This is a genomic window from Sinorhizobium sp. Y406 (assembly GCF_058732025.1).
Map to the genome: position 1 here is coordinate 1,974,203 of NZ_CM178975.1, position 19,030 is coordinate 1,993,232.

Annotated in this window: 21 protein-coding genes and 2 pseudogenes; 13 read left to right on the forward strand and 10 right to left on the reverse strand. The window is 60.8% G+C overall.

What is annotated here, in order from left to right; all coding sequences use genetic code 11:
- Positions 1-2 precede the first annotated feature (2 nt).
- The 13 genes and pseudogenes from AC4P1R_RS26160 (at position 3) to AC4P1R_RS26220 (ending at position 10,315) form a co-directional block, all read left to right on the forward strand.
- On the forward strand, positions 3-344 hold the full coding sequence (locus tag AC4P1R_RS26160) for a VirB3 family type IV secretion system protein (RefSeq protein ID WP_069461258.1): 342 nt from the start codon (positions 3-5) through the stop codon (positions 342-344).
- Positions 337-2,718: a VirB4 family type IV secretion/conjugal transfer ATPase gene (locus AC4P1R_RS26165; RefSeq protein WP_151613301.1), complete on the forward strand. Its 2,382-nt coding sequence runs from the start codon at positions 337-339 to the stop codon at positions 2,716-2,718. Before AC4P1R_RS26160 ends, AC4P1R_RS26165 begins: the two co-directional genes overlap by 8 nt.
- Positions 2,718-3,416: a P-type DNA transfer protein VirB5 gene (virB5, locus tag AC4P1R_RS26170; protein ID WP_151613302.1), complete on the forward strand. Its 699-nt coding sequence runs from the start codon at positions 2,718-2,720 to the stop codon at positions 3,414-3,416. Before AC4P1R_RS26165 ends, virB5 begins: the two co-directional genes overlap by 1 nt.
- Entirely contained in the window at positions 3,413-3,637 is a 225-nt protein-coding gene (locus AC4P1R_RS26175; protein ID WP_151613303.1) for an EexN family lipoprotein, read from the forward strand. The genes virB5 and AC4P1R_RS26175 overlap by 4 nt, the downstream gene beginning before the upstream one ends.
- 5 nt (positions 3,638-3,642) lie before the next feature.
- Complete coding sequence (locus AC4P1R_RS26180; RefSeq protein ID WP_192803792.1) at positions 3,643-4,578, forward strand: TrbL/VirB6 family protein; 936 nt, start codon at positions 3,643-3,645, stop codon at positions 4,576-4,578.
- Positions 4,575-4,883 carry a hypothetical protein gene (locus AC4P1R_RS26185; RefSeq protein ID WP_151613305.1) on the forward strand — a complete coding sequence of 103 codons (309 nt, stop codon included), beginning with the start codon at positions 4,575-4,577 and terminating at the stop codon, positions 4,881-4,883. Before AC4P1R_RS26180 ends, AC4P1R_RS26185 begins: the two co-directional genes overlap by 4 nt.
- A gap of 4 nt (positions 4,884-4,887) precedes the next feature.
- Complete coding sequence (locus AC4P1R_RS26190) at positions 4,888-5,559, forward strand: VirB8 family type IV secretion system protein (protein WP_069461252.1); 672 nt, start codon at positions 4,888-4,890, stop codon at positions 5,557-5,559.
- Entirely contained in the window at positions 5,559-6,413 is an 855-nt protein-coding gene (gene virB9 / locus AC4P1R_RS26195; protein ID WP_492178288.1) for a P-type conjugative transfer protein VirB9, read from the forward strand. Before AC4P1R_RS26190 ends, virB9 begins: the two co-directional genes overlap by 1 nt.
- A gap of 9 nt (positions 6,414-6,422) precedes the next feature.
- Positions 6,423-7,595, forward strand: coding sequence for a type IV secretion system protein VirB10 (gene virB10 / locus AC4P1R_RS26200; RefSeq protein ID WP_492178289.1), 1,173 nt, complete (start codon positions 6,423-6,425; stop codon positions 7,593-7,595).
- Between the two features lie 9 nt (positions 7,596-7,604).
- Positions 7,605-8,588 (forward strand): P-type DNA transfer ATPase VirB11, encoded by a 984-nt coding sequence (gene virB11 / locus AC4P1R_RS26205; RefSeq protein WP_492178290.1) that lies wholly within the window; start codon positions 7,605-7,607, stop codon positions 8,586-8,588.
- A gap of 274 nt (positions 8,589-8,862) precedes the next feature.
- Positions 8,863-9,011 (forward strand): annotated as a pseudogene (locus AC4P1R_RS26210) (transposase); the annotation flags it as partial.
- 251 nt (positions 9,012-9,262) lie between these two features.
- A complete protein-coding gene (locus AC4P1R_RS26215) occupies positions 9,263-9,463 on the forward strand; it encodes a hypothetical protein (protein ID WP_225192271.1) in 201 nt (66 codons plus the stop codon).
- 459 nt (positions 9,464-9,922) lie between these two features.
- Positions 9,923-10,315, forward strand: a complete 393-nt coding sequence (locus tag AC4P1R_RS26220) for a response regulator (protein WP_492178291.1) — start codon at positions 9,923-9,925, stop codon at positions 10,313-10,315.
- Here AC4P1R_RS26220 and ligD read toward each other — a convergent pair.
- The 10 genes and pseudogenes from ligD to AC4P1R_RS26270 all read right to left on the reverse strand — a co-directional run.
- Positions 10,310-11,311, reverse strand: coding sequence for a non-homologous end-joining DNA ligase (gene ligD, locus AC4P1R_RS26225; RefSeq protein WP_225193334.1), 1,002 nt, complete (start codon positions 11,309-11,311; stop codon positions 10,310-10,312). The genes AC4P1R_RS26220 and ligD overlap by 6 nt on opposite strands.
- A gap of 1,015 nt (positions 11,312-12,326) precedes the next feature.
- Positions 12,327-12,509 carry a DUF3102 domain-containing protein gene (locus AC4P1R_RS26230; RefSeq protein ID WP_492178292.1) on the reverse strand — a complete coding sequence of 61 codons (183 nt, stop codon included), beginning with the start codon at positions 12,507-12,509 and terminating at the stop codon, positions 12,327-12,329.
- A complete protein-coding gene (locus tag AC4P1R_RS26235; RefSeq protein WP_225193282.1) occupies positions 12,506-12,802 on the reverse strand; it encodes a hypothetical protein in 297 nt (98 codons plus the stop codon). Before AC4P1R_RS26235 ends, AC4P1R_RS26230 begins: the two co-directional genes overlap by 4 nt.
- Before the next feature lie 10 nt (positions 12,803-12,812).
- The gene (locus AC4P1R_RS26240) at positions 12,813-13,700 is read right to left on the reverse strand and encodes a head maturation protease, ClpP-related (protein ID WP_492178293.1); all 888 of its coding nucleotides are present in this window, start codon (positions 13,698-13,700) and stop codon (positions 12,813-12,815) included.
- Positions 13,688-15,130, reverse strand: a complete 1,443-nt coding sequence (locus AC4P1R_RS26245; RefSeq protein ID WP_492178294.1) for a hypothetical protein — start codon at positions 15,128-15,130, stop codon at positions 13,688-13,690. The genes AC4P1R_RS26240 and AC4P1R_RS26245 overlap by 13 nt, the downstream gene beginning before the upstream one ends.
- Positions 15,131-15,258: 128 nt before the next feature.
- Positions 15,259-15,564, reverse strand: coding sequence for a hypothetical protein (locus tag AC4P1R_RS26250; RefSeq protein ID WP_492178295.1), 306 nt, complete (start codon positions 15,562-15,564; stop codon positions 15,259-15,261).
- Between the two features lie 3 nt (positions 15,565-15,567).
- Entirely contained in the window at positions 15,568-16,146 is a 579-nt protein-coding gene (locus AC4P1R_RS26255) for a DUF1441 family protein (protein WP_492178296.1), read from the reverse strand.
- A 571-nt stretch (positions 16,147-16,717) separates the two neighbouring features.
- Positions 16,718-17,734 (reverse strand): hypothetical protein, encoded by a 1,017-nt coding sequence (locus AC4P1R_RS26260; protein WP_492178297.1) that lies wholly within the window; start codon positions 17,732-17,734, stop codon positions 16,718-16,720.
- Between the two features lie 428 nt (positions 17,735-18,162).
- On the reverse strand, positions 18,163-18,369 hold the full coding sequence (locus AC4P1R_RS26265) for a helix-turn-helix transcriptional regulator (protein ID WP_492178298.1): 207 nt from the start codon (positions 18,367-18,369) through the stop codon (positions 18,163-18,165).
- Positions 18,370-18,927: 558 nt separating this feature from the next.
- Positions 18,928-19,008: pseudogene (locus AC4P1R_RS26270) on the reverse strand (4-oxalocrotonate tautomerase); the annotation flags it as partial.
- Positions 19,009-19,030 lie beyond the last annotated feature (22 nt).

Genomic DNA, 19,030 nt, shown 5'->3' on the forward strand with positions numbered 1-19,030 from the left:
CCATGGCGGACTCACGGCCGGCACTCGAGGAGGACACGCTATTCATCGCCTGCACCCGGCCGGCGATGATCGCCGGCGTGACGATGGAAGCCATGGGCATGAATATCATGCTGACGACCATTCTTTACATCGTCGCCGGCTCGGTCGCCTACGCGCTCGTCGGCGTCGTCTTTCATCTGGTGTTCCGCGCGCTCGTCAAACACGACCACAACATGTTTCGCATCCTGCTGGCCTGGGTGGAGACACGCGGCCGATCCCGCAACAGCGCCTATTGGGGCGGGGCGACGCTTAGCCCCCTGAAGCTCGCCCGCAAATACGATGAAAGGGACCTCGGATTTGCTTGAGCGTACCACAGTCAGATATCGCGAACTCGGTCCGGAGACCTTCATCCCCTGCGTTCGCCACGTCGACGACTCGACGATCGCGCTCGATTCCCGGGCGTTGATGGTGATGATCGCGCTCGAAGGCGTCTCCTTCGAGACCGCGGATGTTCTCGACCTGAATGCCCTCCATCGCGATCTCAATACCCTCTACCGCAACATCGCCGACGAGCGGCTTGCCTTGTGGACGCATCTGATCCGTCGTCGCGACAACAGTTATCCGGAAGGCACGTTCACCACACCGTTCTCGGCGGCGCTCAACGACAAGTACCGCACGCGAATGGTGGGCGAGGACCTGTTTCGCAACGACCTCTATCTGACGATCCTCTGGTCTCCGGCGCGCGATCCCGCCGACAAGGCGGCAAAGCTGCTGTCGCGCCTGCGTCGGGCCCGCCGGGCGGAGGCCGAACTCGACGAGGAAGCCTTGAAGCAGCTTCGCGACAAGATCGTGGACGTCACGGCGGCGTTGAAGCGCTTCGAGCCGCGCGTGTTGTCCCTTTACGAGCACGACGGCCTCATATTCTCGGAGCCGAGCGAAGTGCTTCATCAACTCGTCGGCGGACGACGCGAGCCGATCCCGCTGACTGAGGGCAGCATTGCCTCGGCGATCTACTCGGATCGTGTCATCGTCGGCCGCGAAACGATCGAAATCCGGCACGAGGCTGAAAGCCGCTTTGCGGGCGTGCTGAGTTTCAAGGAATATCCGGCCCGCACCAGGACCGGCATGCTCGATAGCGTGCTTACCAGTCCTTTCGAACTGATCCTGGCGCAATCCTTCTCCTTCGTCTCGAAGGCGGACGCCCGCGTCATCATGGGTCGAAAGCAGAACCAGATGGTCAGCAGCGGCGACAAGGCGGCCTCGCAGATCGAGGAGCTCGACGAAGCGATGGACGATCTGGAGTCCAACCGATTCGTGCTCGGCGAGCACCACCTGACGCTGTCCGTCTTTGCCCCCTCAGTGAAGGAACTGACCGACAATCTTGCCAAGGCCCGCGCCAGCCTGACGAGCGGCGGTGCCGTCGTCGCGCGCGAGGATCTCGGCCTTGAGGCGGCCTGGTGGGCGCAGTTGCCGGGTAACTTCCGCTACCGCGCCCGGTCCGGCGCGATCACGTCGCGGAACTTCGCCGCTCTATCACCCTTCCACTCCTATCCGGTTGGCCAGAAGGACGACAATGAATGGGGGCCAGCCGTCGCCCTGCTCAAGACCGCATCCGGGTCACCATACTACTTCAATTTCCACTACGGCGATCTCGGTAACACCTTTGTCTGCGGGCCGTCGGGCGCCGGCAAGACCGTGCTTCTCAATTTCATGTTGTCGCAGCTCGAGAAGCACGACCCTCATGTGGTGTTCTTCGACAAGGACAGGGGCGCCGATCTCTACGTGCGCGCCGCCGGTGGCACTTATCTGCCCCTTAAGAATGGCGTGCCGACCGGCTGCGCCCCCATGAGGGTCCTCGAACTCACGCCGGAGAACAAGGTGTTCCTGACTCGCTGGGTCGGCAAGCTTGTCGGCTCGGCGACGCGGGAACTGAGCGTGACCGAACTCCGTGACATAGCGTCCGCCATCGACGGCCTTGCCGATCTTCCGGTGGAGCGCCGGACGATTGGCGCGCTCAGGACCTATCTCGACAACACCGATCCCGAAGGCATTGCTGCGAGGCTGCGGCGGTGGGAGAGGGGAGGGCCTCTCGGCTGGGTCTTCGATAACGCCATTGAGGACATCGGCTTCGGTGAATTCGGCGTCGGCGGCAAGTTCGTCGGATACGACATGACTGACTTCCTCGATAACGAGGAAATTCGCTCACCGTTGATGGCCTATCTCTTCCATCGCGTCGAGCAACTGATCGACGGCCGCAGGATCATCATCGTCATCGACGAGTTCTGGAAGGCGCTCCAGGACGAAGGCTTCCGCGATCTCGCCCAGAACAAGCTGAAGACGATCCGCAAGCAGAACGGCCTGATGCTCTTCGCGACGCAGAGTCCGCGCGACGCGATCGTCTCGCCGATCGCCCACACCATCATCGAACAATGCCCGACGCAGATCTTTCTGCCGAACTCGCGCGGCGACCGCGGCGACTACGTCGATGGTTTCAAGCTCACCGAGCGCGAGTTTGAGCTGATCGCGCGCGAACTCTCCGTCGAGAGCCGACGGTTCGTGTTGAAGCAGGGCCACAACAGCGTCGTCGCCGAATTGAGCCTCAGCGGCTTCGATGACGAACTCGCCATCCTTTCCGGCCGGACCGCCAATGTCGAGCTAGCCGAGGCGATCCGCGCTGAGGTTGGCAACCGGCTTGAGGATTGGCTTCCCGTTTTCCAGCAAAGAAGGAGTGCGAGCTAATGGATTCCTATCGACTTCACGGCGCGGCGCTTGCGGCAGCGCTCATCGTTTCCGCTGGCACTGCGGCAGGGCAGGGGATTCCGGTGATCGACCAGACGGCGATCGGCAAGCACATAGAGACGATCGCTGAGCTGAAGTCGCAGCTCGACGCCCTCAATCAGCAGATTGAGCAAGCCCAGCAGCTCTATGGCTCGCTCAACAAACTGACCGAAATGGCGGATATCGCAGGCGTCCTCAACGATCCGGCCATCCGCAAGGCGCTGCCGGCAGACTTCAATGCCATCGAGGGATTGTTCACGGGCACTGACACCGGTCTCTTCGGGAACTCCGCCTCGAAGTTCCTCGAGGGTAATTCGATCTATCGCACCAGTGCCGACGATTTTTACGCGCAGGAGCTTTCCCGCATCCAGAACAAGAATGCCGGGCAGATGAGCCTCGGGCAGCAAATTTATGATGCGGCGACCAAGCGCATCGATGGCATCGACCAGTTGCGCGAGAGGATTTCGACGGCGAGCGATGCCAAGGATATCGCCGACCTGCAGGCGCGACTTCAGGCCGAACAGGCGTTCCTTCAAACGGATGTGTTGCGGATGGAGGGGCTCCGCATGGTGCAACAAGCGCAGGTTCAGGTCGATGAACAGCGCAAGGCCGAGGACTGGCGCCAGCGCATGGATGCGATGAAGGCAGCACTGCAATGAGGAGATTTTCCCTTATCCTCGCGATCCTCAGCCTGACGGGCTGCTCGGAGCGGACGTACACTGTCGACGAGTTGGTCGCGGACGAAGCGCTACTTGCTGACCTCGTCACCAAGTGCCGCAACAATCCGGGCGAGCTTCGCGACACCCCAAACTGCAGGAACGCGGAAAGTGCCGATGTTAAGCTGCGGTTCCAGCGCATGCGTCGGTCGCTTGGAGGCTGATGCTCATGTATGAGGTGTTCGCCTTCGTCGACGAGCAATTCAAGACGCCGTTGGAAGACTTCGTCTCCACTGGAACGTCGAACATCGCCGAGTGGGTCTCAGGCCCACTGACGGCGGCGATCACCCTCTATATCGTGCTCTTTGGCTATCTTGTTCTTCGCGGGTCGGTCCAGGGGCCGATCCTCGACTTCGCTTACCGCGCAATTAGGCTCGCCATCATCGTCATGCTGGTGAAGAACGCCAGTGAATACCAGACTTACGTCACCGACATCTTCTTCGAGTCCTTGCCGCGCGAGATCTCGCAGGCGCTGAACACCGGCTCTGCGCCGAGCGCCTCGACGTTCGACAGTCTGCTCGACAAGGGGCAGGCGTCCGCCACCGATATCTGGTCGCACGCATCCTGGCCTGGCGATATCGTCACCGGCGTCGGCGGCATGATGGTCATCGGCGCAAGTTTCATCGTAGCGTCGATCGGCTACATCGTCTCGCTCTACGCCCGGTTGGCGCTCGCCATTGTTCTGGCAATCGGGCCGGTCTTCGTGGTGCTCGCCATGTTCCAGTCGACGCGACGCTTCACCGAGGCATGGATCGGCCAGCTTGCGAACTTCGTGATCCTCCAGGTCCTCGTCGTCGCCGTCGGCTCGCTGCTGATCACCTGCATCAACACGACCTTCACGGCCATCGAGGGATACAGTGATATGCTGATGCGGCCGATCGCGCTTTGCGCCATCTGTCTTGCCGCTGTCTACGTCTTCTACCAGCTTCCCAACATTGCCTCTGCTCTGGCTTCCGGCGGGGCATCGTTGACCTACGGCTACGGTGCGGCCCGAGAGGCACACGAGAGTATGCTCGCTAGGGTTGCCTCACGCGGCTTTCGCGCCGCCGGCCGCGGGGTTCGCGCGGTCGGGCGGACATTGAGATCGAAAGACGCCAGCTCATGACGCCCATGGCACGAACAAGAAAAAGGCCATCCTGGATCAGACCAATCCTGCTACTGTTTATGACGGCGATCTTGAGCGGTTGCGCCTCAATGAACTATCCGCTCCCAAAATGTGACGGCTATTCCCGCCGGCCGCTCAATCGCGCCTTGTGGCAGTGGGAGGGCTATAGCGATCTCGACCGGAGGCATTCCGACACGAATGTAGTAAACGCGCTGCGCATTGCCTCCTATTTCGACGCAAGTAAGGGGCCTCTGGCCATCGCCCATCGTGACGTCGACGCATCCTATCGTCCTTGCGAGGGGTAGTGCGATGGTTTCGACCGACCAACTCAAGACATATTTCGAAAAGGCGCGGCGCTTCGATCAGGACCGGATGATCCAGGTTGAGCGCTCAGCGCGCATCGCTTGGTCCATTGCCGTCGTGGCCAGCACCCTTGCCGGCGCTTCGATTTTCGCCGTTGCCGGCCTCACACCGCTGAAAACGGTGGAACCTTTTGTCGTGCGGGTCGACAACTCGACCGGGATTGTCGATGTCGTCTCGGCGCTGACCTCGACCGCTGGCACTTACGACGAGGCCGTGACCAAATACTTCGCCGCAAAATATGTCCGCGCCCGGGAGGGTTATGTCTGGAGCGAGGCGGAGGAGAACTTCCGCACTGTCGCCTTGCTGTCGACGCAGCCGGAGCAGGCGCGGTTTTCGGCCATCTATCGCGGCAGCAATCCCGAGTCGCCGCAGAATACCTATGGGCGCGGCGTCACCGCGCGCATCAGCATCGCCTCGATCTCGCTGATCAATCCGCATGTTGTATCCGTCCGCTACATGCGCACGATTACCCGCGGCGAAGAGGTTCGGACAACCCATTGGGTTGCGACGCTCACCTTCTCCTATGCAAACGCGCCGATGTCGTCGACGGATCGGCTGGTGAACCCTCTCGGTTTTGCGGTCAGCGAATACCGGGCCGATCCGGAGGCCATCAACTGATGCGGACTGCTTTCGTCGCAACCCTCCTTCTTACAGCCTCCGCCTCGAAGGCGCTTGCCCTCGAAATCCCACGCGGCGCGTCGCAGGACAGCCGTGTGCGTTTCGTCGACTACCAGCCGTACAACATCACCCGGGTTATCGGCTCGCTACGTTCGTCGGTGCAGGTGGAGTTCGCCGCCGACGAGGAGATCGCGCACGTAGCGCTTGGCAACAGTGTCGCTTGGGAGGTGGCACCGGCCGGTAGCATCTTGTTCCTGAAGCCGCGCGAGAACCAGCCGGTCACCAATATCTCCGTGGTGACCACGCGCCGCGACGGCTCCACGCGAAGCTACCAGATGGAGCTGACGGTGCGTGACGGAACGGTGGAGGTTGGTCAGAACACCTACTTCTACGTCAAGTACCGATATCCGGCCGATGAGGCCGAGCGCCGCCGCCAGGCGGCCGCAGCTCGTGCGATCGCGGCGAAGGCCAAGCAAGCAGACAACATTCTGGCGATGCACGAGGCCTATGGACCTCGGAACTGGCGTTACTCCGCACAAGGCGCTGAGCAACTGGAGCCACAGTCGGTCTACGACAATGGCAAGATCACGACCTTTGCCTTCATCGGCAATCAGGAGATGCCCGCCATCTACATTGAGAACTCGGACGGCAGCGAGAGTCTGGTGCCCAAGTCCGTCGACGGCAACCTGGTCCTCGTCCACGCGATCGGCCGGAAGTTCATCCTGCGAAGGGGAGGTGATGTGCTTTGCGTCTTCAATGAGGCCTATGACCGGATCGGCATCAATCCGGACACCAATACGACCTCGCCGTCGGTTGAGCGGGTTGTTCGGACCAACACCGATACGGCGCAGTAGGGATTTGTCATGGTTCAGGAAGACGAAGGCCGGATACCGGGCGAGCGGGCCGAAACAGTTCCTGGCAGGAGGATCGACAACAATCCCGTCCTAAAGCGCGGTGCCGTTGCGCTGGCCGTCGTCGCCTTTGTCGCCTTCGCTCTGTGGTCGATGAGCGGGGAAGGGAAACGGCAGGAAAACGTCCGGCCGGAGCGGGTGGTCATCCGACAGACGACGAACTTCGAACCGGCCAAGGAGAAAATCGAACCGGTTCAGCCGCTACCGAAAGTGAAGTTGCCAACCCCTGTCGTGACTGCGGAGGTAAAAGAGGAAGATCCGCTGCTCGACTCGGCGCGGCGGGCGCCCGTCATGGCCTATAGTGGCGGACAGAAAAACGCGACATCGCGCCGTAATAACGAGGATCCCGCCATGTCGACGGACGGCAATTTCCTGCCGCTCGATGCAAACATGATGGGCCAGAATACGGCTGATGCCGATGAACAAAGGTTCAACGGGTTGCTGCGGCCGACGAAGCTGGAGGGTTCGCGTGCCGGCACGCTCGGTAATCGAAACTTCATCGTTGCAATGGGTACCTCGATCCCTTGCGTCCTGGAAACCGCCATGGCGTCGGAACAGCCCGGCTTCACCAGTTGCGTGATCAACCGTGACGTCCTTTCTGACAATGGTCGAGTCGTGCTGATGGAGAAAGGAACCCAGATCGTTGGCGAGTATCGCGGCGGCCTTCAGCGAGGACAGAAGCGGCTGTTCGTGCTCTGGAACCGGGCAAAGACGCCGAAAGGTATCATCGTTACCTTGGCCTCGCCCGCGACGGATGCGCTAGGCCGCGCCGGCGTCGACGGCTATGTCGACACCCATTGGGGGGAGCGGTTCGGAAGTGCGCTTCTCCTTTCGATCGTGGGCGACGCCACGACCTATGCCGGCAGCCGCCTGCAGGACAGCGACGTCGACGCTGAGCGCACCACCAGCGCCGGCCAGCAAGCGGCCGCAATCGCTGTCGAGCAGTCGATCAACATCCCGCCAACGCTCAACAAACATCAGGGCGAGCTGGTCTCTATCTTCGTGGCGCGCGATCTCGACTTTTCCGGCATCTATGGATTGCGGGTGACCGAGCCGAGGAACAGGGTCCTAGGCCGGGCGGTGCTGGGGGATTTCAGCCCACGCTCGACGCTGGTGACGAAGTAGCGTCGAGAGATGATCGAGGGCCCTGACGCTACAGTCGTCCGCGAGTTGCTCGCCCCATTATCGCAGTTCTTGAAAGACGAGTCGCTTTACGAAGTGATCGTCAATCGGCCCGGGGAGGTGCTGACGGAAGGCGCCGGTGGTTGGCGGACCCATGATCTGCCGGAGCTTACCTTCGAAAGACTTATCCGCCTTGCCCGGGCCGTGGCCAGTTTCTCCCATCAGTCCATCGATGAAACGCGGCCGATCCTGTCGGCAACACTGCCCGGGGACGAACGGATCCAGATCGTCGTTCCTCCCGCCACCACCAGGAACACGGTTAGCGTCACCATCCGAAAGCCGTCCTCGGTCACTTTCACGCTCGACGATCTGGAAGAGAGAGAGTTTTTCGCCGAGACGCGAGCAGCCAACGATGGCTCCTCGACGCAGGACCAGGATCTTCAGACATTATACCGGGCCGGCCGCTTTAAGGATTTTCTGCGGCAAGCCGTGATCGCTCGGAAGAATATCATTATCTCAGGCGCAACCGGATCGGCGAAGACGACGCTTTCGAAAGCGCTGATCAAGCACATTCCGGAGCACGAGCGGATCATTTCGATTGAGGACACCCCAGAACTAGTCATTTCGCAGCCGAACCACGTGCGCCTGTTCCATTCGAAGGGCGGCCAGGGGCTCTCAAGCGCAGGCCCGAAGGAACTGCTGGAATCATGTCTTAGGATGCGGCCGGACCGCATTCTTCTGCAGGAGTTGCGCGATGGCACTGCCTTCTATTACATCCGCAATGTTAACTCCGGTCACCCCGGATCGATAACCACCGTGCACGCGGATTCGGCCGAGCTTGCCTTCCAACAGTTGACGCTGCTCGTAAAAGAATCGGAGGGCGGACGAAACCTGGCTCGCGATGACATAGACAGATTGTTGAGGGTCTCGATCGACGTCATTGTTCAGTGCAAGCGAATGAACGGACAGTTCCGCGCAACAGAAATCTACTTTTGAGGCTGAATTTGTGGGCGCTGCGGATTCTCCTTAAGTAGAGGGATTCGCAGTCGGCTTCCCGCTGCGTCGCGATAAGTGCTGATCGTCCCGAACGGGTGGAGGGACTAAGCCGCTCGCGCGGCAGGGGCGCTTGTGGAGTGCGTCGTGCACCGACGCAAACGGCGTGCATTTGAGAACGGGCAAGGCTGCCTGACGATTGGGCCTTCTCAATCCTCAGACAGGAGGTTGCCATGACGGAGGAGAGGACGACCCCGCTGCGCGCGGATGATCGAAGACATGCGCATCCGCGCTGACCCATGACCCGCATGTGCACATCGTCGTGCCGGTGGTGGGCTGTCGCTGTGTGGAACGCGCTGGATCTCATGTCGCCCCGGGTTCTTCCTGTCTGTTCGAGTGCTGTCTCGTCTGTTCGGCGGCTGTTTGTCGAAGGACTGATGGCACTGCATCAATCCTGCGATCTCGCCTTCTTCGGGGGTCTGGCCGGGCTCGGCGAGGCGGATGCCTTCGCCTTTCTTCGAGAAGCTGCGCTTCCTCCGGTGTGGTGGCGGTACCGATCAGCTTCATGCCGGCCTTTCGAGCAGCGCGCATATGCTCGGACGCTAACAGCCCGAAGACGAAACTTAAGACAGCCGGCCTGACCCTTAGGGCCGCCTCGGGTCGTCTTCGACGATGGCGTGACGCCCATCTACGCGGATTTCGTGACGGAAGCTGTCGAGCGGAATGGAATCGTCCGGCTATCCTTCGCGGCGATCACGCAAGACGGCGATGGCATCCCCAAGGCTGACATCATGCTGCGGCTGCGGCTACCGAAAGAAGCCGCATCGAACCTGCGCCGGTCGCTGGAGGTGATCGAGGGCACCAATCGCGGAAGTTGATTAAAACTCAATCAGCGCCTATATTACGGGCAATCGTCCCTCATGACCACGGATGTACTGGCACGAGGTGACGTCGGAAAGGTCGGGGAAGCCCGGCCTTTTTTGTTGCCTCTCGCAAGAGAATTTCCCGGCCCCTCATGTGCGATTCCAAGATCTGTTGAAAGGTGATTAGCAACTCTCTCGCTAGTCGCCCGTCATGCCCTCGGCTTTCAAGCGCGTCGATGATTTGGCGTTGGCGAGCGATGTGCTCTTCGCATCTCGAAGTGCGCGCTTCGGATTCTATGAGGAGTTCCTCGATGCGTTTCAGACTACCCATGTCGTTAAAATAATACACTCAATCCGGCGATACTGCGCCCCGTCAGGGGGATGGGGATCAGGTAAACTCAAAAAATTGGGGGCGGGAACGAATTCGCCACCTCCCGCGTTCGGCAACATCGGACTTGACGGGGGCATGATGAGGTGGGACCAGTAACCATATTGCTGGCCGACGACGAGGCGGTACTCCTTCTGGATTTTGAAGACGCTCTCACACAGGCCGGGTTCAACGTCGTAACGGTGGCAAGCGGCAGGAAAGCGGTAGAGCGTTTGAATGCCGCAGATCCAGCCATAGACGGCTTGGTCACTGACATTCATTTCCACGAGCCTCCAGACGGCTGGGATGTCGGACGTGTAGCAAGAGAAATTGACCCAGACATGCCGGTCGTCTATGTCAGCGGCGACGGCGGTCCGGATTGGGCGTCAAAAGGCGTTCCGAACAGCATCATGCTCGAAAAGCCCTTCGCCATAGCACAGTTGGTCACGGCGATAGCTCAACTGCTCAACGCCAGGACATCGGGGCCACTGTGCTCATGAGCTTTGCGGCGTGAACCCACCGATAAAGTCGAACACCGTCGCATCGTCCGCCCGCTCCCTTATCCCCTTAAATGACGGATGCCGCAGCTTTCCCTCGTCGGTCCAGGCGCGATACTCCACCTCAGCGACGAGGAACGGCTCGGTAAAGACCGCGCCTTTCCGCTTCAGGTTCACCGCTGGCGAATCCGTCTGGATCTCCTCGAGGAGCTCGCGAAGCTTCACGGACTCTTCGCGCGTCCATCCGGTTCCGCAGCCGCCGACATAGACGAGATCCCCGCCCTTGCGCGCTGCCAGGAGCAACCGGCCGATCGCGCCTGGAACGGTTGACGGCTCAAAACCGACAATCACGAAACTGTCGCGGCGACTGCAGGTGATCTTGAGCCAGTCCGGGCGCCGGCCAGAGCGATAAGGCCTTTCGCGATGCTTGGCGATGATGCCTTCGAGGCCATGTGCGCAGGAGACGCGGAGGAGTTCGTCTCCCTCCGCCTGGACCTCCTCTGAAAGCCGGATAGCACCGTCACGGCCGGCAAAGACGATTTGCTCGAGCAGCCGCCGTCTTTCCCGTTTCGGTAGCCGGCGCAAGTCGCAACCGTCGAGATAGAGGATATCGAAGGCAAAGAGGATGATTTCGCCAAGCTCATGTGCGGCCGGCCGGCGGCCAATCGCCCGTTGCAGCATCCCGAAGTCCGATCGGCCTTGCTCGTCCAGCACAACGGCTTCACCATCAAGGATAGCCGTCTTCACCTTCAGCTGCGGCGCCTCGGCAGCGATCGCCGGGAAACGATCGGTCCAATCATAGCCGCCGCGGGTGATCAGCCGGACGCGATTGGGCTCGATATGGACGGCAAGCCGGTAGCCATCCCATTTGACCTCAAACGCCCAATCGGGGCCCGTCGGCGGCTTGTCGACGAGCGTTGCGAGGCAAGGGTCGACACGCGCCGGCATGGGGTCCGGGGGAGACGTGTCGGGCGGCTTTCTCGACGATGCTTTCGCCATACGACCAATAACGCGCAAGGGCGCCGAAAGTCACCGAGGGGCGGTCTGGCAGTTCCTACGCCGCCTTCACCATCTCGCGCAAAGCATCTTCGGTTCTCACCCCAGCTTGAAACAGCGCTATGAGCCTTCGCGCAAGGTCATCTGCTTCGTCGCTGTCACTTGAGATATGTCTCGTTGCCAGCTCTCGGTCGAAAATTCGTTGCAGAACTTCGAGGTCATCTGGCGAGAGGGAAAGCGAGTGAAAGTCTACACCGGGACACATAACCGCAAACTCCCTATGGGGAGGGGCCAAAGCGCTCGTGTCTTTTAGTCAGCAGCGCCCGTATCAATTGCCGCTGATGGAAAGAACTATACACGAAAACCTTGCAAGTACTGTGGCACAGGCTGCCAGGCCGGAACGGGGACACTCTCGCTATCGAGCCCCGCATACGCCCGCGCGGTGCCGTAATGGAGCGCGTTTTCGGGCTTGGCGGCTAATACCCTACCCGCCGATGCCGGAACCTCTGGAAACCGCCTCCTATGGGCCTCTCACGCGGAAAGAGAGGCATCCCGTAGGCGTCAGCGGGGCGGACATGGGCCGGAAGCTTGGCCTTCTTTCAAAATCCGTCCGGTGGGGCAAAGAAACAGTTCACATGGTCTTCGGTCGGGTGAAGGCAAATGTGAAAGTCGCCGTCTCCCGAAGGAAGCTCGTTACCGTAGGGGACGAAGAACAAGTGCTCTCTCGTCGCTGCATGATGATCGCCAGGGCGAAGGTAAACCGAAAATCCCTTCGGCCCCTTCTTGATTTCGGCGCCGGGAATTGGTTCGCAATCCCCCCGCACCTCGTTCCCTTTGCAGCACCCGGGCGGGTATCTCCACTGTGTTTGGGTCTGGTGGGCATTGCCAACCGTGAGGAGGCCGGAGCCGGCGGCGGCGATCAGCATAAAAATGATGGATCTCGTAGGGGTCATCGTAGCCACTCCAAAGTCGGTGGAGACCCTTGGAAACCAAGATTGTAGGCCTAGGTGGTCGTCAATCACATTAGCCCGTTTGGGCGATCCTTGGCCGCAGCTTCTTGTCTGTCAGCCTCTTTTGCAGCACGCATGAAGCGCATGGCGGCGGTGTAGGTGATGCCGGATTTCTCCTCGATCCACGGCATGAAATGACCTTTGGGTAAGCGAGCCTTGATCGCCAGGAGTTCGCGGCCGAGTTCAATCATTCGCTCCTCGGGCACGCGCTCATTCTTCCTGGGAATGCGGCGGCGGGCACCTTCCGGTCGGACCTCGGGGATGGGCGGCTCGTCAGCTTGTAATAGGCCTGGATCGCTTCCCGCTGTTTCTCGGCCGGCAACCGTTTGAACTGTCGGATCGTCATGCCGAGTCCGAAGGCCGCCGGCGCAATCGCCTTGTTGGGGCCGCGTGGCATCGCTTTGATGCGTTCCCAATGCCACATGCTCGGCAGCCGCATGATCCCGACGCCTTCGACCTCAATTTCAGTCAAGTCTTGCGACATGGCCGGCCCCTCACTTGCCGACCGCGGAATGCAGCGCGAAGAAACCGTTCCGCTGGTTGACCTCGTCGACGACGTCGCGCCAAGGGCCATCGACGACATTCGCCGGCCGGCTTAGGGCCCGCTCGATTGCCTCGGGAAAACTCTTGCGGAGATGCTCCACCGACTCACGCACACTGGGGTCATTCTTGCAGCGGTGATAATTGGCGCGGATCAGTGACTCGATGGCTTCCTCGGCCTTCGCGCGCTCGGCTCGAGCCATTGCAGCCTTGAAGCCGGCGGAGAGTGTCGCCGTTCCGGCCATAGCGGCAATCTGTGTCGGCGCCCGTCGATAGTTGCCCCAGGCAAAGGCAGCGTGAGCGGATGCCTTCGCGGCACTGCTGCCATCGGCAACGCGGGTCGCATAGCGCTTGGCGACGGATTCCGTGGCTGTCATCCAAGTTTCAGCCGCCATTTCCTTGCGGATCTCCGCATTCGGCCGGCGAGTTTGCTTCACATAGATGTCCGCCATCGACTTGTTGACGGTTTCCAGCGCTTCCATCGTCTTCGCGTAATCCTTGGCATCGCCGACCGTGAAGCCGCTCGCCTCATGCACCATAAGATAGGCGCCCGGCCGCATGATGATCTCCTGGTCGGCCATCGCCAGGACAGAGGCGGCTGAAGCGGCGACGCCCTCAACGATCACCGTGACCTTGCCGCGGTGCGCCTTCAACTGATTGTAGATCGCCACGCCTTCATGGCTCCAGCCGCCGCCGGAATTGACGCGAACGGTTGCGTCCTGGTCGCCCAGCTTGGCGAGTGCATCCCTCACGTCGAGGGCGGTAAATCCTTCTTCACCCTGAACAACTCCGGCGCCGACCGTGCCGTAAAGATAGAGCTCTCCGTTCTTCAAAACGTCCATTGGGCTACCGCCTTTCTATCGCGCCGGGCGCGGAATTGGAAAGCCCCTGCCAAGGCCGTGAAATGCTTGAGAAAACCGGCTTGGCAGGGGCTCGCTGACCGGCAGGAGATGGCCGGGATGAAATGGGAGTCCGGTCGCCGAGCTCGCCCGGTTCCATCAAGGTGAAGAACTCGGCGACCGGGGTTTTGAGCCCGCCCAGACCCCAGGGCGAACTCAAAGGCTGCGCAGTTTTGATCGATCGGCGAATTCGCCCGCCGGAACGAATCCCGACGGGCGCCCTCTTTCCACCGACCAACCGACCGCCCATGGAACTTAGTCCTCCCCCGCCGCGGCGACGGCACGTCGACACCGAGAACGGCGAGCGGAGAGATATCTTCGCGGTGATCGATAGAGCCGCCGGAAGCTGCCACAAGCGCCGCCTCGATCCGTTCGGCGCCCAAAATGCGGAGATCGAGCGCGGCAAGGTTGGCGGCCCGTTCCTCGATCGACAGTGCGTTTTCGGCTTCTGCAACTGCGTCGATTTCGGCTTCAATCGCCTGAACAAGTGCATCGCGATGCAGCCACGCAAGAACGGCGAGCCCGGAGCCATCGAGTTCCGTGAAGGCGCGGACTTCATCGCCTGGCAGATGAAGACCCATCCCATGGTTACGCGATTGCGTGATCAAATGCGGCCACGTCAGGCCAGACCGAGGGCCGTGGTCTATCAGGTCGAGAACCCGCGGCCGGCCTTTTTCGGCTAACGCTTCGATCTCGGCGCGTGCCCGGGCTTTTGCTTCGATGGACGTGAATGCGGCAGAGTCGACCGGGTGCTTTTCGGCTACCAACTCGGCGATCTCGGCGCGGACTCTCTCGACTTCGGCGGCCAGGCGATCAACGGCGGGCATTTTCAATTTCAAGGCCGGCGAGGCCATAAGATCGCCGGCAACGCGAATGTAGCTTTCGATTTTGTCGAGCAAGCGCCGCTGGGCTTGCCAGCGGGCGTCAACGGCGTCGTATTTGTCGGCGAGTTCCTGCGCGATGCGGGCGGCTTTGTCCCATTTCGCCTTGGCGGCGACGGCCTGGGGATGGTCCGCGCTGTAGATGTGCGAGCGGCCATTGCGAACGGCGATCTCGGCATTTGTCAGCATCTTGTAGGCGCCCTCGGCTTCGCCGCGGGCGTGCCACGCCTCTTGCTTCTTTTCGGAGATCGTCATCAACGATGCGTAAAGATCGTCGACACGTTCGCGCAGGTCTGCGAACACACTCTGCGCTTCAGCCGGGAGTCTGTCGATCGGGTCGGCGGTTTCACCAACGCGCGGCGCTCCCTGCGGCGGGCGAATAACCTCTGGCGATGCGCCGCCGAATGCTGAGAATTGATTGGAAAACACGGGCGATGCCCCTTTCTCAAGATCACTGTTGATCTGAGAATCGCCCGTCTTCTGGCCAATCAATAGGGGGGTAGCTCGTTAGCCAGGATCTGCCGAATGCGGGATGCTCCGAGCGGTTGGTCCCTCAGCTTTAGGGCGCTCCAAAGCTTGGCCTTGATGCCTGAGAATGGACACGTCGCCGCGGTGCGAGTTCATCGCCAGTCGCCCTGGAAGCGCGTGAACCATTGGGCGATCGCTTCCGCGGCTTGCCGATCGGATCGTTCCGGGAAGAACTCCGATCTGATCCGCCTGATTAGGTCGTCGCGTTGATCCTGGGCTGTGATCGTGCGCCAGTGCCTGCCGCCTGGGGGAGGAAGCAACCCGAATGCCGCGTCCAAACTGTCCTCATCGCCGGCAATAACGCGATCGACCGCAGACCGCAGCGCCGCCGCCTCGTCGCCGGACGCTTCCGCCAGGACGAGGCTCAGAGCATGCAAGAGCGGCGGCGCGGCGTTCATAGACTATTCGTCCGCATTGTCCGCATCGGCGGCGACGAATCCGAAGCCCGGGGGAAGGAGACGCCCAAGGTCGGCGAAACCGCGAATAACAATCCCGCGCTTGCGCGCTTCGGCTGCTGCCGCTTTAAGTTTTTCCGCCGCCTCGGCATGGCATCCGATGAACCATCCTTCGACCGTGCCGGCGATTACTCGCTCCTCCTTGACGCCGCGGCTGCGAAGCTCCTCAAACAGCCAGGTCGCGATCGGGCGTAATCTCAGGTGGTAGTACGTCGCCATCGCCTGAATCGCCGCATCCTGCCAAGCAAACTCGGCCTCGGCGCCTTCGCGGCGTTCGTTGGAAAGCTCGAGCGATCGTCTCTTGGCGCGCATAATCGCAAGCTTTTCGACCTCCATTGGATCAGGCTCGGAACCTTGGCTTTTGCCGAAGACGGCATCGATCGCTGTCCGCATCTTCCATGCGGGATTTCCACGCTGCTCTCCATCGGGCTCAACGCCGGAAAGCTTCTTCGCCAAGGTGCGCCGATCAATGTCCAGTTCCGTCGCCAGGCCGTTTACCGACCAGAGTTTCGCTGTCATCGCCATTATCAATTTTCCTTATCTTGTGGTGGAGCATGATAATTTTTGTTTATGCCTAGAGACGCGAGACGCTCAGCACGTACCCGTAATACGCTACGGTTTTCCAAGGACCCCTCGACTGCTCCCTCGGTCGCCTCCGCCTCGTCGTCGACGTCGCCCGGCTTGCCGGTGATATTCTCTTCGATGTACCGGACGAACCGCTCGAGGACAGGCGCGATGCTTTCGCGTGCGTGGCGCTCCGATGGTAGGCGCGTGGCTTACGGCCCAGGCAAGGGCGGCGCGGTGCTCGTCGGTCATGCCGTACCTCCGAGAATCTTGCCGATGAGCCGGGGAACCTTGGGGCCATCTCCCCGTTGATCATTCAACACGCGAGGAGCGTATTCGCTATGAACGTCAAGATGCTGATGCACATTTACGCTCGGGCGGGAGGTTCCGGCACCGAAAATCCCCCGTACCTGCGAATGCCAAGCAGGCAAGCCGAAAAGCTGGCATACGCCGTAGAGCGCGCGAGAGCCGCCAAGAGAATCGCAGAGTTGCGCCGGCACGATAAGGCGCCCGCATCCTAGATCGACGGCAGTCATGCGGCATCCCCGTCGCACGCGCGCGCAGCGTCATACTCGGAGCTTGATTCATGGGCTTGCAGCCCAAACCCGCCCAAGGACGGGGTCCTTGGAACCCCCGATCGGTCTTCGACCGATCCGTAACCATGCTGAGTCGTTTTCGAGTGCGGCGTCAGAGAGAAAATCACCGCCTCGGTTTTGATTTGCTTTGGAAAATGAGGATCAGCCTCAATGTACGCGATGTGCGCGCGGATCGTACGGATCAGGTCATCGGCGATCTTCTCCGCCCTATCCTCTCCGATAAGGATCGCCATGCGCTTCCTCGTGCTCACACGGAGGCTGTTGAGCCGGCCGGTTCTCTTCGGTTTTTCAAGAGCCCAAATCTCCCTCGCGACACCCGCCGTCGCCCCATGGGATCGATGGACAGGGAACGGCAGAATCTCAGCCGGCGGCTTCCATGCGAGGAGATCCAGTTGCTGCTCAGACATCGCGGCGTTCTCCTTGATCAAGAGTATCCACGTATGGGGGTACGTGGAGACGACTTCGGTCATGTCAGAATGGGGGATACGTGGAGACTTCTTCGGCCCTGCCGGAATGGCCAGTTTCAGCAGCCGCTCACGTCTTTGGCGGCCCCTTCCTGGCTTATATTCCGCGATCAGCAAACCGAGTCGCTTCAGCCTGTCGATGTCTCGCTTTGTTGATGCGAGCGATCGGCCAGATCGAGACGCCATCGCCCTGTCTTTCAAGTTACATGTTCCGTCACGCCTGGAAACGTGTGAAGCGATGCATTCCAACGTGTCCTTGGAGAGCCGCAGTCTTTCCAGTGCCTTAGAGGCCATGTCGCGCCAGTCAGAGATATACTCGTTTGCAAGCGCCGCTGTGGCAGGCCAGCGCCACGGAATGGCCTCGACGGGCTCAATCGTCCGTCGCTTGCCGGAGAACTTGAACTCGCCGGCCGCTTCGGTCGCGATTTGCTGATGTAGAGTCAAGCCATCGCCCCCCGGATCATTCGGAACCGCTGCGCCATCGCGCACGCCTCTGTCGCCTCCAGGGCGCTTAGATTGAAGCGCTGGCGCAATGCCGGAATGATCGGCTGCGGCGGATTCGCTTGGTTTGAGAGCCACTGCGCCGCGGTTTCGACTAGGGCGCTCCGCTCATGGCAAAGCCCGGTCGTACCGCCAATGGGAGGAGTGTCGGTCATGCCGCCTCGCTTTCCTGAAAATTCGCTTCCTGGGAGGCGGTTTTCATCTTCGCGGACGTGAACGGATGCTGACCACTGCGGAACGGCCATAGGGCACAATTCACGCTCTCACACGAGCGGATCTCGCTCGGCTGGCCGGCGCAGCAATCGAGGCACTTTTCGCGGATCGCCTTCATCGGCGACTTGCGTCATGGCCGGCGGACTTTGCGACGGCGGCGGTCGGCGGCCAGGTTGCGGCCAGGTCGGCTCGAGAAGGCGCCGTCACGCGTTCGCCTCCACACGTGCTGCGATGCGGTCGCGAATCCATTGCTCAACTTCCGAACGTACGAATGCGATGCGCTTGTCGCCTAGAGGGACGGCCCTAGGAAACGTGCTGGCGGCCCGGCGTTGGTTGATTGCTGTTCGGGAAAGCGAAGTCATGACGCAGACTTCGCGGAGGCTGACAAGATTAGGCGTTTGCTCGTGCATGTGCCGTTCCTTCTGCTGGGAACGGCTAGTCGATAAAATCGTCTATGCCGTCCCTATTGGTGACGGCTTCCTATAAAAAGCATATTCGAGCGCCTGTCGTCCGAAGCAGGCCGTCTATTTCAAGCCGCTGCTTCGGATAAGCCGCCCGGCAATTTCATCGGCCTGTCGCTGGAAATCGTCGGCTACGTCGATCATGCCGAGGCGACGACAGTTCCGAGCCGCGTTTTCGAGATCGCGCACAACTTCTCGGTCACGGTGTCTCTGAAAGTCAGGCACGACTTTCGCTAGGTCGTCGGCAATGCCTTCGGCTGATCTCCAACGGCCCATTGCCAACACAGGTCGACGAACTGGTGCAGCTTTCCTTCTCTGGTGGTGCTAAGGACATCGGGGCGATGCGCGGCGCAGACTGAAACCAGATCCGAAACGAAACGCCGCTTAGGAGTACCATCAAGCCGCATTGCAAGGTCGGCGCCGTTCCTGTCCGGATAATCGGGATTGCCGCGGCCATAGTCGCGGATCAGATCGCCGCGGGCGGCAAGACAGTAGAAACGGCGGAGGCGCGGTCTTCTTCTCCGCCGTGACGGAGTTGCGGTCCGGAGTGCTTCCCACGCGGGTGACCTGTACGGTGACGATAGGCATCTGCAGTCTCCATTGGATTTGC